Origin of the sequence: Sphaerisporangium dianthi (assembly GCF_042654065.1) — a bacterium.
GTDB classification, from domain to species: Bacteria; Actinomycetota; Actinomycetes; order Streptosporangiales; family Streptosporangiaceae; genus Sphaerisporangium; species Sphaerisporangium dianthi.
Genome location: NZ_JBHSFP010000002.1, coordinates 1 through 13780, shown reverse-complemented (window position 1 = coordinate 13780; position 13780 = coordinate 1). Strand labels below are relative to the sequence as shown.

At 71.5% G+C, this 13780-nt stretch carries 11 protein-coding genes; 5 read left to right on the top strand and 6 right to left on the bottom strand.

The window, feature by feature from the left end:
- Positions 1–765: 765 nt before the first annotated feature.
- Positions 766–1728 (bottom strand): helix-turn-helix transcriptional regulator, encoded by a 963-nt coding sequence (locus ACFO60_RS03055; RefSeq protein WP_380836503.1) that lies wholly within the window; start codon positions 1726–1728, stop codon positions 766–768.
- Positions 1729–1824: 96 nt separating this feature from the next.
- Here ACFO60_RS03055 and ACFO60_RS03050 point away from each other — a divergent pair, with 96 nt between their 5' ends.
- The 3 genes from ACFO60_RS03050 to ACFO60_RS03040 all read left to right on the top strand — a co-directional run bounded on the left by ACFO60_RS03050 (position 1825) and on the right by ACFO60_RS03040 (position 4383).
- Positions 1825–2445: a TIGR03086 family metal-binding protein gene (locus tag ACFO60_RS03050; RefSeq protein ID WP_380836501.1), complete on the top strand. Its 621-nt coding sequence runs from the start codon at positions 1825–1827 to the stop codon at positions 2443–2445.
- A gap of 181 nt (positions 2446–2626) precedes the next feature.
- Positions 2627–3739, top strand: coding sequence for a winged helix DNA-binding domain-containing protein (locus tag ACFO60_RS03045; protein ID WP_380836498.1), 1113 nt, complete (start codon positions 2627–2629; stop codon positions 3737–3739).
- A 185-nt stretch (positions 3740–3924) separates the two neighbouring features.
- A complete protein-coding gene (locus ACFO60_RS03040) occupies positions 3925–4383 on the top strand; it encodes a hypothetical protein (protein WP_380836496.1) in 459 nt (152 codons plus the stop codon).
- A 69-nt stretch (positions 4384–4452) separates the two neighbouring features.
- On the opposite strand, the gene ACFO60_RS03035 is transcribed toward ACFO60_RS03040, so the two are convergent.
- The 4 genes from ACFO60_RS03035 to ACFO60_RS03020 all read right to left on the bottom strand — a co-directional run bounded on the left by ACFO60_RS03035 (position 4453) and on the right by ACFO60_RS03020 (position 10170).
- A complete protein-coding gene (locus ACFO60_RS03035) occupies positions 4453–4701 on the bottom strand; it encodes a hypothetical protein (protein ID WP_380836493.1) in 249 nt (82 codons plus the stop codon).
- Between the two features lie 209 nt (positions 4702–4910).
- Positions 4911–7025: an alpha/beta hydrolase family protein gene (locus tag ACFO60_RS03030; RefSeq protein WP_380836490.1), complete on the bottom strand. Its 2115-nt coding sequence runs from the start codon at positions 7023–7025 to the stop codon at positions 4911–4913.
- A 248-nt stretch (positions 7026–7273) separates the two neighbouring features.
- Entirely contained in the window at positions 7274–8857 is a 1584-nt protein-coding gene (locus ACFO60_RS03025; RefSeq protein WP_380836487.1) for a peroxidase family protein, read from the bottom strand.
- Positions 8858–8859: 2 nt separating this feature from the next.
- Positions 8860–10170, bottom strand: coding sequence for a cytochrome P450 (locus tag ACFO60_RS03020; RefSeq protein WP_380836484.1), 1311 nt, complete (start codon positions 10168–10170; stop codon positions 8860–8862).
- A gap of 252 nt (positions 10171–10422) precedes the next feature.
- Here ACFO60_RS03020 and ACFO60_RS03015 point away from each other — a divergent pair, with 252 nt between their 5' ends.
- Together ACFO60_RS03015 and ACFO60_RS03010 are read left to right on the top strand one after the other, a co-directional pair.
- The gene (locus ACFO60_RS03015; protein WP_380836481.1) at positions 10423–11442 is read left to right on the top strand and encodes an acyl-CoA desaturase; all 1020 of its coding nucleotides are present in this window, start codon (positions 10423–10425) and stop codon (positions 11440–11442) included.
- A gap of 126 nt (positions 11443–11568) precedes the next feature.
- A complete protein-coding gene (locus ACFO60_RS03010; protein WP_380836478.1) occupies positions 11569–12261 on the top strand; it encodes a polysaccharide deacetylase family protein in 693 nt (230 codons plus the stop codon).
- Here the strand turns inward: ACFO60_RS03010 and ACFO60_RS03005 are convergent.
- Complete coding sequence (locus ACFO60_RS03005; RefSeq protein ID WP_380836475.1) at positions 12240–13283, bottom strand: acyltransferase family protein; 1044 nt, start codon at positions 13281–13283, stop codon at positions 12240–12242. The two genes, ACFO60_RS03010 and ACFO60_RS03005, sit on opposite strands and share 22 nt — an antisense overlap.
- Between the last annotated feature and the right edge of the window lie 497 nt (positions 13284–13780).

Sequence of the window (13780 nt, the reverse complement as noted above, 5' to 3'; positions counted from 1 at the left end):
TCGCGGACGGTCACGGTGGAACCTGTCGCGCTGGATTCGCCGGGTGAGCGCTAACCTGGCGCGGCGCTCCATCCCCGTGGGAGAGCGATCCAAGCCTTGGACGCCCGGTGTCCCGCGGTCGGCCGAGGCGCGTCGGCGCGCGGCCGCGGCACGCGCACCCGGTGGCGTGCGGAAGCCGTGCCACCGCGGCGAGGCGTCGGCAGGCGGCCGTGAAACATTCCACGTCAACACTGAAAACCTCCACGGCGAAGATCCGTGATCGAGCCGGTTCCAGAGGCCGACCTCGTGTCCGAGGCGAGGGGGAGGCGCCGGCTCGGCGTCGTCCCGTCCCCCCGCGGATGGCGTGCCCGGGGGTTCGGCCCAGACGTGCACGCGGGGCCACGATTGTTGTTAGCGCTCACAAGAAGTCCGCTGGCGGACTGCTCCGTTTCTCTGGCGGGAGGTGGTAGTGCGCGGAGCCAATCCGATGCGGCCGATCCGCGTCAAGGCACGGTCCCTTGCCCTTTCCCCAGTGCTCCCGCCCCTCGGTGGGCTTTCATCTGCCCTTACGGGCATCCGATCGCACCGAGCGAGACCGGCTCTGTGATGAAACGTTCAGTGCTGATGATGCTCTTCTGCCGTGCGCGGCCCGGTTCGCCGCGAACCCTTCCCGACCTGGATTCCGTCACCCGTCCGCCGCCTCGCCGGAGGCCCCGGCGTCGGCCGGGAACGGCGGGGGTCGAAGCGGGCCTCGACCGGAGATCGTCGGCGGAAATGCCGGCCGGCCTACCCGTCGAGGGCTTCGGTGTAGCGGCGCGCAAGAGTGCGGATGTGGGCGACCAGTTCAGGTGGGCCGTCGACGCGGAAGTCCATCATCAGCATGCTGAGGTAGATGGCGATGGTCTCCAGGGCGTCGGCGCCGGTGACCAGGATGCAGGTCTGGGAGTCGACGGCTTCGACGACGCCGACGGCGGGGTTGATGCGGGCGATCACGGTTTCGGCGGGGGCGAGGACGGTGACGCGGGCGTGGACTTTCCAGCCGGTCTGCGCGACTTCGCGCAGGACGAAGGCGACGAGGTCGTCGTCGGGCAGGGAGCGGGCGGCGAAGCGCCGGGACGCGGACCGGACACGGGTCAGGTCGGCGACGGGCAGCGCCCGCCAGGCGTGCGTGCCAAGGTCGTAGGCCACCAGGAACCAGCGGCGGCGCCAGCTGATCAGGCGGTAGGGCTCCACCTCGGTTTCGGTGTCGTCGCGGGTCACGAACAGGGTCGCGCCGTCGCGGATCGCACCTGCGACGACAGTGAGGGTGGCGGCGGGCACCGGGGCGTCCGGCTCGCGGGAGCCGACCGTGGCCGGTCCGACCGCGGTGGCCGAACGCAGCGCGGTCACTTTGCGCTGGAGGCGTTTCGGGAGGATCTGCTGGAGTTTGGCGAGCGCCCGGGTGAGGCTGGCGTCGATGTCCGCGATCCCGGTGGAGCCGTCCTCGGCCAGGCCGACGGCCAGCGCCACGGCCACCGCCTCGTCGTCGTCGAGCAGCAGCGGGGGCATCTTCGTGCCCTGTCCGAGCCGGTAACCGCCTACCGCCCCGCGCGCGGCGTGCACCGGATAGCCGAGTTCACGAAGCCGCTGAATGTCCTGCCGCAGTGTGCGCCCGGTGACGCCGAGGCGCTCGGCGAGCTCGCGGCCGGTGTGAGAGCGGTCCTGCAGCAGGGACAGCAGGCGCAGCACTCGGCTTGTCGTCGGAGCCATCGAATTCTCACCATCCGGAAATTATTAGGAACGAAATTAGCCTAATAGGCCCATAGGCTGGTGTCACAAGCAAAGAAGAGATCGAAAGGCGAAACCATGAACACGACCGACACCGCCACCGTCACCTCCCTGCGGCCGGTCTGGCGCGAGGTGCTGGCCGCCTCGTACCGGGCGCTGGAGAACAGCGTCGCGGGTGTGCGGGACGGCCAGTGGGACAACGCCACCCCGTGCGCGGAATGGACGGTCACCCAGGTGATCCAGCACGCCGCAGGCGACCAGCTCGCCTACGCGAAGGTGCTCGGCATCGGAACCGGTCCGGCCTACGACCCCTTCTCGCCTTCAGGATCCGTCGACGGCACCGCGGCGGCGCTGGTGAAAGACGCCATCGAGCAGACCGCCGCGGCGTGGGCGACGGTCGCCGACGACACCGAGACGGTCCCGACCCCGCTGCCGCACGGTGACCTGCCCACTCCGGTCGCCGCGGTGATGTGCGCGCTCGACGCCGCCGTGCACGCTTGGGACATCGCGATCGCCACTGGCCGGCCGTCCCCGCTCGACGACGAGCTCGCGGGCCACCTTCTCGCCGCCGCGCGGGGCATCGTCGAACCGCTGCGCCAGTGGGGCGCCTACGCTCCCGTGGTCGAGGCCGCCGACGGTCCTTCCACCACCCCGGTCGCCGACGACCTGCTCCGCTACCTCGGCCGCACCCCGCGCTGACGATCGACACCCACGACGCCCTCATGACCTTGGCGCTCGCGATCATCCGCCGACGTCGCCTCGTACGCTGAGCTTCGCCGGGAGTCCTGAGCGCCCGGCCCACCGCGGCTCACCAGCGGGCGACCACATCGGCGGATTGTCGGCGGCGGAGGCTACGGTGACGGACAGGAGGCGATCAGCAGTGGAACTCACCCCGCGACAGGTGCTCGGCCTGCGGATGTCCAGCCTGCTGCTACGAGCGTCGCCCGGCGGCGGTGGCCGGGCGACGGGCGTGTCCGAGGTGGTGACCTGGCTCGGGGCGATGCAGGCGCAAGACCTGGCCAGCGGTCTGTGGTCGTTCGGCGCGCGACTGCCCGGACACACCGCCGCCGACGTCACCGCCGCGCTGGAGCGGCGTGAGGCGCTGCGCACGTGGCCGATGCGCGGCACCATCCATTTCGTCCCGTCTCGCGACGCCCACTGGATGCTCGAACTGATGGGCGTCCGGGTGCTGAACGGCGCGGCGCGGCGGCGCGAACAACTCGGCCTCTCGGAGCAGACCGCCGTCGAGGCCATGGAGGTGCTGGGCGCGGCCCTGGCCGGCGGCGGGCGGCTGAGCCGGTCGGAATGCCTGGCCGCGCTCGCCGGCAAGGGCATCGACACCAGCGGTCAGCGCGGCTACCACCTGCTGTGGTACGCCAGCCAGCGGGGCCTGCTGTGCATCGCCCCCAACCTCGGCAACGAGCAGAGCTTCGTGCTGCTCGACGAATGGGTCCCCGACCCGCACCGGCCGGAGCGCGACGAGGCTCTGGGCACCATCGCCCTGCGTTACTTCCGCGGACGCGGTCCGACCACCCGGCACGACTTCGCGGGCTGGACCGGCCTTACCGCCGCCGACGCGAAACGCGGCATCGCCGTCGCCGGCGACGCCCTGGCCCGCGTGACCGTCAACGGAGTGGAGGTGTACCTCGACGCCGCGCTCCTCGACACCGCTCCTCCCCCGCCCGGCAACGACGAGGTGCTCGTGCTGCCGGGGTTCGACGAATACCTGCTGGGCTACAAGGACCGCTCGCTCATGGTCGCCGACGAGCACAAGGCGGCCATCATCCCCGGCAACAACGGGATCTTCCAGTCCACCGTGGTGCGCGCCGGCCGGGTCGTGGCCACCTGGAAACGGACCCTCGCGACGAGCCGGGCTCGCATCGCCGTTCAGCCGCTCGTACCGCTCCACGGACGCGACCGGGCGGAGGTCGAGCGGGCGTTCGAGCAGTACGCGCGGTTCGTGGAACGCACCCCGGAGGTTCGCTGGCCATGACCCGCCGCGGTTTCCGGCAGTCGAGATCGGCGATGCGGTGCGGGGCGACGACACCGCCCCGCGCCGGGACCGCTGAAGGCTCTGAGGTGCGTCAGGGTGGCTGGTGGCGACATACTGCCGTACGGAGCACGTAGTGGGAAGCGGTGTCGAGTCGGCGCTTTCCCGCCCACCGCAGGAGAAGTGACATGCCCAATCCCCTCCCCGACAGCCCTACCGGCCCGCATGAGCTGTCCGATGTCCCGATCCCGGCGCGGTTGGAGCGCTGGCTCGAGCTGTCCGGCCGTGACCTGCACGTACAGGCGATCGCGACGTTGAAGGCCCGGGGTGACTACGATCCCGGCCGCTACGGCGACGCCGACGAGTACCCGCCGCTGAGCGCGGGCGAGCATGTCGAACTGCTGGTGCTCGGAGAGTCCATCGCGAGGAGCGTCCGGAACCCCGCCCACGTCGATCGGGCGCTCCAGGCGGGCGTGACCTGGCAGCAGGTGGCCACGGCGACCGGCCGGGAAGAGCCGGACGCGCGCCGGGATTACCAGGTGTGGGCTGACGACCGGCACGACCTGCACCAGAACCATCCCGGCGCCACAAGCGGCATGACCGACGAACAGTATGCGCGGGCGTCCGCCCGAGCGGCCATGCCGTGACCGGTGCGCCACCCTTCCAGCGAGACCGCCGACCTCGAACCGCGGTCGGCCGCCTGTTCCATGCGAGTGTCACAGGTGCTCCCGCGACCGGGCGGCGTAGCTCTCCAGGCGGGACGCGGCCTCGGCGACATCGCCCGAGGCCGTGAGGCAGGCCCTGATGTGGGAGTCCAACGTGTCCCGCAGCCACTCGGGCGCGGCGCCCTCCGCGCGCATCCGGTCTCCGATGTCACGCAGGCGTTCAGCGCACTCGGCGAGCACGCGGGCGTCGTCCCGCAGGACCTCGGCGCGGCCCGCGACCGCCTCGGGAACGGTGGACATCTGGAAACTCCTTCGATCAGAAGGCGCGCACTGGAACATCGGCGCTTCGGGCAGGTGGTGACGTCGGGACACCGGCGCCTCTGGCAGATGGCCGGCATCGGGATATCAGCGCCTCGGCCGGGTGACCGGCATCGGGATGCCGGCGCCTCGGCCGGGTGACCGGAAGCGGGATACCGGCACTTCGGGCAGATGGCCGGCATCTGCTTCGGTCAGGTGGTCGGCACGGGGACACCGGCGCCTCGGAGGGTCTGGTGGGCGAGGGTGGCCAGGCACAGCACGGGGCGGGCCCCGTCGAGGCCCAGTGTCCGCAGGCGCCGCGCCATGGGATGGTCCGCGGGTCCGACCGTGAGCCGGGCCCGCGGCATCGGATGGGCCCGGCCCCTGCCGCGGGTCTCGACGCACGACCGCATCGTGGCGCCTCCCCGAGAGGTGTAGGCCACCAGGTCGGGGGACGCGGCGGGGATCGCGGGGCCGAGGGGCCCGCGCAGGGCGAGCCACTCGCCGTCCAGGCCGCCCACCACGACGCGGGCGGCCCTCGCCGTGAGGGCGAAGCCGACGTCCGCGACGGACGGTTCGCATCCCCAGATCTCCGGCGCCACGGCCGCCACGGTCTCGGTGTCGACCACCGAGCCGACGAGGTAGCTGCCGGAGCGCCGTCGGCGCGCCGAGGCGGCCAGGTCCGGCCAGACCCGCAACGGCCGCTGCCGCCACGGGTCGTGTACGACGATGCCGAGGCCGACCTCGCGATAGCTCCCCAGGCCGGTCCGCCGGTTGCCGAAGGCGTGCACGGCAACAAGGGCCCGCCCCGCGACGCGGACGGGCGGCCCGAGCCCCGTGCCTTCCAGCAGGGCCGCCGCCGCGTCCAGGTCGGCGGCGAAGTAGGCGGTGAGGGCCGCGCCGTCCTCGCACCTGACCGGCAGCTCGATCTCCCCTTGGGATGTGGTCACCAGGTAGGTGGGCACGGTCAGGAAGGGGAAGCCGCGGGGGTGGGGGACGCGGTCGAAGAGCAGATAGGCCTGTGAGCGGGTGACCGGTCCCCTGTAGGGCGTGAGCCGTTCGTCGATCACCTCGCGGGCCTCGTGCAGGTCGTCGGCGATCTTGGCGGTGTAGTGCTCGATGCCGTGGCAGATCGGGAACAGGTGGGTGGAGTCGGAGTAGTCCACGACGTACCAGCCGGGGTGCAGGTCGAAGCAGCCGCCCGCTCCCTGCCCGTCGAGGGTCGGGATGATGTCGTGCTGGTTGGTGACGCTGGCGACCCAGGTGCGCGGGTCCGCGGGCCGTTTGAAGTCGATCGGCGATCCGATCGCCACGGCGTGCGTGACGGTGAAACGGGCGCAGAAGGCCGCGTCCTGCACGAGGTTCATGATGGCGGCGCCCCCCGCGCTGTGCCCGACCAGCGCGATCTCGGCTCCGGGCGGGACACCGTAGTCGCCGATGGCCTTGACCAGCGCGCGGCTGTAGGGGCCGCCGGCGAGCACGGCGCTGCTGAACGCGCCGAGCAGGTCCTGCGGGGACTCGTTGTCCGGCAGGCCGGCTCTCATGCCGGGAACCTGGACGACGTGGCGCACCACGCAGTCCGGGCCTGACACGCTCTGGATGAGCACCCGTCCCGTGGTGCCGAGGGCGCCGATGTTGTCAAGAAAGCCGAGCAGGGACCCTCGAGGGGCCAGCCGCGCGGCCTCGGCGGGGTCGAGGCCGGTGCGGCGCGCGGCGCCCTCGCCGGTGTCGAGCCGCGCGATGGCACGGTTGCTCAGCCCGGTGATCGGGTCGGCGCTGGCATACCCCTTCCCGGTGGCGATCAGCCACGCGGCGGTGTCGTTCAGAGGGTTCTCGTCGAGGAGGGCGCGCAGGGCGAGGACCTCGCCGAAGACCGGGGCGAGCCCACTGAGCACGCGTACCGCGCCGCGGTCCTTCATCAGGGCGCGCAGCGCTCGCAGTGACGCGAGGTCGCGGTCGGCGGCGACCGCGTCGATGAGCCGGCTCAGCAGCGGGTCGGTGAGCAACTCTGGGTGGTCCAGGGTCACGGCGGTGATGCGCAGCCGCAGCGAGGTCGCCAGCACTCGGACGGCCAGGCTCTCGGCCCCCGCCATGCCGCCGAGCATGGACGCGGCGCCGCCCAGCCGGCCGCCGGTGAGGGCGTGGCCGAGGCCCTCGCCGCGGGTGACCGCGCGAAGCAGGGCGCGCTGAGCGCGCCACCCGTGCGACGGCGCGCGCCGCAGCCCGCGCAGGACGGCGCGGTCGGTGAGCGCGGCCGTGACGTGGACGGAGGTCTCACGTATGGTCACCCCGACGTCGGCCAGCTCACGCGCCGCGGCGCGCAGCATCCTTGCCGCGTCGGCCGAGCCCAGGTCACCGGCGGAGCCCGCATCGTCAGCGGAGCTCGCGTCACCGACTGTGTCCGCGTTCTCGACGGGGCCTGCATCCTTGGCTGTGTCCGCGTTCTCGACGGGACCTGCATCCTTGGCTGTGTCCGCGTTCTCGACGGGGCCTGCATCCCTGGCTGTGCCCGCGTTCTCGATGGAGCCCCCGTTCTCGGCTGTGCCTGCGTTCTCGGCGGAGTGGGGATCGTCGTTCATCGCGCCTCCGTCCAGGCCATGCTCACGAAGCGCGGCCGCGGGTCTTCGGGGACGTTGCGCTGGAGCACCTCCGACAGCGTGCGCGTGGTGGCGATGATCTGCATGCCGGTCGGGGAGAACGTCGCCGCGGTGAACACCCGGGGCGACAGCAGCGGGTTGGTCAGCGCCTGCGAGAAGGCGTCAATAGCGATGATCTTGGTGAGGAGCGGGGGCAGAATGGCGTCGGGGGCGCCGGGCTCCTCGGCGAACAGGCCGACGTACAGGTCGAGGTCGTCCACGCCGCGGTACAGCCCGCGCAGTGCCTCGATCACCTTGGGGTCGCCGGAGACCTGGTCGAAGCGCCGCACCCGGGGGAAGCGGCAGTGCTCGCGGTAGTCGTTGTAGGCGGCCAGCCTCAGCGCGCGCGACTCGGCGATGCTCGCCACGTCGACCTCCCGCAGGACGGGATCGGTGTTGAACAGGCCGATGCGGCCCGCGCGCTGCCGGGACGCCTCCTCGAAGAGCCGGCCGAGCCCAGGCCCGGGGATGAGCGCCCCACCGATCATCGTGTCCGTCATCGGCAGCTCACGGCCGCCGACCGACAGGGTGGAGGGGATCAGGCTGTGCCAGCGGTACACCAGGTTGAACTCGACCGAGGCCCAGTTCTCGCGGTGCCATGGCGCGCGGGCCAGCATGGCCGACAGCCGCGGGTCGAGGGTGAAGCGGAAGTGGTACGGCGTGATGTGGTTGATGTACTCCTCGACGACCAGCTTGATCAGAAGCACGATGAGGACGTTGCGCGCCGTCTGGAACAGGCGCTCGTCGTCCCAGCCGGGATGGTGGCGGGCCAGCAGGCGCGCCACCCTGTTGTGCTCGCGCAGGAACAGCACCGTGAGCATGGTGAAGCCGACCTGGATGTTGCCGCGGTCGCTGCCCGTGGCGAACAGGGTGTCGCGCTGCGCGACGGTGAGCTCGGCGAAGCGGATCACGCTCAGCGCGGAGAACTCAGGCTTGATCTCGCCGTTCTCGCAGAGCCGGGGAGGGAATTCGGCGCCGTTGACGAGCCGGCTCTTGAGCAGTCCGCCTTCGAACGTCCGCAGCGCCGCGGTCGCCGCGGCGTCGAGCCCGTAGAGCTGGTTCAGGTCGATGTGGTGGTTGGAGGTGCTCCTGCGCGGGTCGCGGGGGACGTTCGTGTCGCCGCGCAGGAACCCGTCGGTGAACCACTGGGCGAAGTACGCGAACAGCACGGTCGACCGCGGGCAGGGGATCATGGTGTCGCCGCGGGCGAAGAGGCCGGCGGCGCGTTCGGGCGTGGGCCTGCCGTGGCCGGCGCCGGCCACCGGCGGCATGTGCCGTCCGCCGAACGTGCGGTCGGTCAGGGAGGACCACGACGTGTAGTCGGCCATGGTGCTCAGCGGCTCGGGCCTCGGCGGCATCTCGCGGACCGCGTGGTCGATCAGCGAGGCGTTGAGGTGCCGCCGCACCGGGCCGAGGCGCTGGGCGAGCTCCCAGAGCGGGCGCCCGTGGGTCAGCGCCAGGAACCTGAGACGGTTGGCGGCGCCGTCGGTCGCGATGCTTCTCGCCTTCGTCGTGGGCGCCACCCTCACGCCTCCTTCGCCGCGGTGCCGAGCCCGAGCAGGTAACGGTCGGGGAAGATGCCGTGGTCGCGGACGACCGCCCCCTCGGGGCTCGGGAGGGCGCGCAGGCCGGGGCGCAGGAACAGGCGGCGCACGACCTCGCAGATCACGACCTTGGCGGGGTGGACGCCGAGGCAGGCGTGGTGCCCGAGGCCGAAGAACAACCGGTGGTGCTCGGGCCGGTCGGGACGGAACTCGTCCGGCTCGTCCACGATGTCCCGATCGAACATCGCGGACGCCGGCGCGGCGAGCACAAGGGTGCCCGCGGGGACGACCGTGCGGCGCGTGGTGCCCGCGGCGAGGACGTGGTCGCGCTCGCATACCCGGGGAAGCAGCTTGAAGAACGGGCTGAACCGCAGGGCCTCCCAGACATAGCGGTCGAAACGCTCGGGGTCGGGATCCGCGGCGGCGCCCACGACCTCCGCCCGGACCCGCGGGCGGAGCATTATCTGCTCGACGGCCTCCACCATGGCCCCCGGCCCGCTCTCGACGAACCCGAGGGGAAGCCCCGCCATGTTGATCAGGATGCGGTCGTCGCCGAGCGCGACCTCGGCGGCCAGGGTGGTGCGCAGGAGGCGCGCGAAGACGTCCCGCGGCGGCGGCTCCCGCCCGGCGGCCATGGCGGCCCGGCGCTCGGCGAGCAGGCCGCGCAGGTAGGCCATCATCTCTTCACCCGCGCGGACGGACTCGGCCCGGATCGCCGGGTCGCCGTGGAAGTTGGCGAAACCGTCGGTGATCACGGCTCGGGTCCATCTCGACAGGGTCTCGGGCGCGGGCCCGGGGAGGCCGAAGTACTCGGCGCACACGCGCAGGGCGACGTGCCGGAACAGTTCGCCGACGGCCTCGACGCGCCCTCGCCGTGACGCGGCGTCCAGTGCCTCGTCCGCGACGCGTCCCGCCAGCACCCGCAGGTGCGCGGCGTCCTCGGGGGCGAGCATGACCCGCATCAGCCCCTTCTCGCGCCAGTTCATCGGCGTGGCGTCCCTGGCCAGCATGAACGGGCCGCCCAGGGCGGCGTCCAGGCGCGGCCCGAAGGCCCGGACCGTGAAGGTCTCCTCTCGCGAGAGCACCTCGGTCACGTCGGCGAAGCGGGTCACCACGGTGAAGGCGGGGGTGACGAAGATCGGGCGCTGGTCGCGGAGCACCGCGAAGAACGCGCGCCAGTCGGTGCGCATCCACTCTCGGACCAGGGCGAACGCGGACATCGGATCGCGGGCCATGGCCGCGTCGTACCTCTCGAGATGATCGCCCGCAGTCGCCTGATCGACAGCACTCATGCCGTAGGACCCTCCGTCTCGCGCGTGAACCGGTCATCGAAGCCACGGCGGGCCGCAGGCCGGCGCTATGCGCGACGGCGACCCGGGACCGGCCGTGCATGACTCTCAGGATAACTACACAACGCATCGGCTTGACTCCGTATCGTGATCGATGTATCAATTCCCGACGACTCCCGCCGCCGGGCCGTCCGGCCGCCGAAACCGTCGAATGGGCGGCCGGCCGTTGGCCCGCACCGACCCCAAGGAGCGAGCATGACGACATCCGCCTTCTCGCGAGGCCGGCCGGAGCCGGGCACCGCCGAGACGGTGGCGGTCACGACCGGGCGCCGCACGGCCTATCTGATCGCGCTCGTCGTGCTGCCCCTGCTGGTGCTCGCCGCCGCGATCCCCGCCGCCTGGGGGTGGGGCATCGGCCCGCGCGACGCGTTCATCGCCGTGGTCATGTACCTGATCAGCATCTTCGGCATCGCCGTCGGCTACCACCGGCACTTCACCCACCGCGCCTTCCAGTGCGGGAGGCCGCTGCGCGTCGCGCTCATGCTGGCGGGCGGCATGGCGGTCGAAGGCCCGGTCACGCTGTGGGCGGCCGAGCACCGCCGCCACCACAAGTACGCCGACCGGCCCGGCGATCCGCACTCGCCGTGGCGGTACGGCGACGGTGGCGCCGCCCTGCTGCGCGGCATGGCGCACGCCCACGTCGGCTGGTTCTACACCGCGCGGCGTCGCTCCGACCGGCGGCATTGGGTGCCCGACCTGCTGGCCGATCCGGACGTCCGGCGGTTCGACGCCGCCTACCCCGCCGTCGTGGCGCTGTCGTTCCTGCTGCCCGCCGTGGTGGGCGGGCTGTGGGCGATGTCGTGGGCGGGCGCCTGGACCGCCCTGGTCTGGGGCGGGCTGGTGCGCTACGCCGTGGTGCACCACGTGACCTGGTCGGTCAACTCCATCGCGCACACCTTCGGCGACCGCCCCTTCAGGACGAGGGACCGGTCCTCGAACGTCCGCTGGGTGGCGCTGCTGACGCTCGGGGAGGGCTGGCACAACTGGCACCATGTCGACCCGGCCTGCGCCCGTCACGGGGTGCTGAAAGGCCAGCCCGATCCGAGCGCGCGGCTGATCCGCTGGTTCGAGCGGGCGGGCTGGGCGTACGCCGTCCGCTGGCCGTCCCCCGAACGCCTGGCCGCCCGCCGCGCCGAAGCCCTCCGGGACCCGGCGGTCCCCCCAAGTGCCGGGAGCCCGGCCGAGGGCGGCGAAGGCGGCGTCCCTCCCGGATGACCCGGCCGAGCGCCTCCCTCAAGGGTGTCGAGGAGATATCAGCATCTCTGTATAGATCGCTACGCGTCTGGGCCTTCACTAAGATGCGGTGTCATGTGGTGGAAAGTCCGGCTCCTTGTTGCCAGCGTGTGCGCGATAGGTCTCCTGGTCGCTCCGGCGGCCGCCGATGCGGAGAAGAAGAAGGCGGACGATCCGCCCAAGCCATACTGCGCTCGCTACAAGTGCATCGCCCTGACCTTCGACGACGGGCCTTGGCCCTACACCCCCGAGTTGCTCGACACGCTGAAGAAGTACAAGGCCAAGGCCAGCTTCTTCCTCCTCGGCAGGAAGGTCGTGAACCGGCCCGAGCTGACGCAGCGCATCGTGCAGGAGGGCCACGAGGTCGGCAACCACACCTGGAACCATCCGGACCTGACCAAGCTGTCCGACGATGAGGTCATGGAGGAGATGACGTCGACCTCCGACGCCATCGAGCAGGCGATCGGCGAGCGGCCGACGATGATGCGCCCGCCGAACGGCGCCACCGACGCCCGGGTCGGCCGGTTGATGGCCGAACTCGCCCTGCCGCAGATCCTGTGGACCGGGTCCACTCTCGACTGGCAGGCCCGCGACACCAAGGTCATCGCCCAGCGGACGCTCAAGCTCGCCAAGCGCAACGCGGTCATCCTCCTGCACGACATCGTCCCGCAGACCGTCAAGGCCATGCCGATCGTGCTCAAGACCCTGGAGAAGCAGGGCTACCACTTCGTGACGGTGACTACCCTGCTGGAGGAGCGCGCGCTGGAGGGCGGCGAGGTCTACCCGGCGCGGTCCAAGTAGCCGTCGCCGGCGCGGAGCGAGCGGTCGAGGGCGGCCCGCAGCCTGCGCTGCACGGGCACCTCCACCAGCCGGTACACGGCGTAGGACAGGGCCAGGACCACGACGATGACCAGGGCCAGGGTGGGCCATCTGCCCAGCGGCCCGTGCCACCAGCCGATGAGCAGATACCCGATGTGGTGGTGGAACAGGTAGAGCGGGTAGGTCAGCGCACCTAGCACGGTGAGCCAGCGCCAGTCGATCTCGTCGAAGGCGCCCAGCGCCACCACGATCATCACTAGAAAGATGAGGGAGATCACGCCGACCAGCAGGGCGGATCCGAACGCCTGGCCGAACCTCTGCACGACCGCGGAGTTCGCGCCCAGCACCTGGACGAGGGCGACCGCCCAGCCGGCGCCCACGAACAGCCAGGGGAACAGCGACCCGCCGAAGCGGTGGACGAGGTACAGGGCCATCCCCGCGATGAAGTAGGGGGCGCTGAACGGGACCAGGACCGCCTGGAGCAGGTCGGCGTTCACCCGCTCGGCGATGGCCAGGAGCACCAGCCAGCCCCCGAGGAAGGCCAGGCAGCGACGGTAGGTGATGCCGATCGCCGCGAATACCGCGATGAGCGCGTAGAAGATCAGTTCCTGCCAGAGCGTCCAGTACACGATCTCCAGGTCGCGGACCCTGAACCCGTGCTGGAGCATGGTGAGGTTGGCGAGCAGTTCGCTCAGGGTGGGCCGGTGGTCGGTGATGAAGCCCATGACCGCCAGCGCCCCGAGGACGATGACGCTGGCCCAGTACGCCGGGTAGAGCCGGGAGATGCGCGAGGCGGCGAACTCGCCGGGGGTCCTGCCCCACGCGCTCATCAGGATCACGAATCCACTGATCATGAAGAACATGCGGACGCCGTAGACGCCGAACATGGTCACCGCGCTGAGGGCGGGGAAGGCGTTGGGGGTCCCCCACGCCCGGGTTTGCCCGTAGTGGAAGAGCACCACCGAGAACGCCGCGCAGAACCGGAGCAGGTCGAGAACGCGCAAGCGTCGCCGGTCAGGAGGCATGACCGGCAAGTCGGAAATCTGGGGGGCTGAGGCCAGCATGGCATGAAATATAGCGGCGAAGATCTTCGCTGAGGCCTCCACCTGCTGGACAGAGCACGAATCCGGTGGCGCCGCAGCCCGCGACCGCCCGCGCCGAGCACCGAGCACCGAGCACCGCGTCGGCGGGAGCCGCGTCGGCGGGACGAGGAGTGGCACACCGTCCTCGACCCGTCGCGCATACCGGATGAACCGTACGCCGGCTGTGCCGGTGGCGCGCCATGTCCCAGGGAGTCCGGCTCCGGCCGGGACGCGCGTCTCCCCTGGGGCTCAACCGGTGACTTGTGCTGGTGTGTGGCGTTTTGCACGCTCGGGGGTGAGTGTGCATTGCTACGCAGAACGAGCCCTTGCCCCACTCCTACTGTGAGCGACGTCGCCGGCGAGCGGCAACCCGAACCACCCGCCGGACGACCCGAAACACCCGGCCCCGAGCCGGAACC

Bases quoted from the DNA above. Each gene is read 5' to 3' on its own strand.
- ACFO60_RS03020 (WP_380836484.1), bottom strand. From the start codon at position 10,170: ATGAGTGCTGTCGATCAGGCGACTGCGGGCGATCATCTCGAGAGGTAC.
- ACFO60_RS03015 (WP_380836481.1), top strand. From the start codon at position 10,423: ATGACGACATCCGCCTTCTCGCGAGGCCGGCCGGAGCCGGGCACCGCC.
- ACFO60_RS03035 (WP_380836493.1), bottom strand. From the start codon at position 4,701: ATGTCCACCGTTCCCGAGGCGGTCGCGGGCCGCGCCGAGGTCCTGCGG.
- ACFO60_RS03040 (WP_380836496.1), top strand. From the start codon at position 3,925: ATGCCCAATCCCCTCCCCGACAGCCCTACCGGCCCGCATGAGCTGTCC.
- ACFO60_RS03030 (WP_380836490.1), bottom strand. From the start codon at position 7,025: ATGCTGCGCGCCGCGGCGCGTGAGCTGGCCGACGTCGGGGTGACCATA.
- ACFO60_RS03055 (WP_380836503.1), bottom strand. From the start codon at position 1,728: ATGGCTCCGACGACAAGCCGAGTGCTGCGCCTGCTGTCCCTGCTGCAG.
- ACFO60_RS03050 (WP_380836501.1), top strand. From the start codon at position 1,825: ATGAACACGACCGACACCGCCACCGTCACCTCCCTGCGGCCGGTCTGG.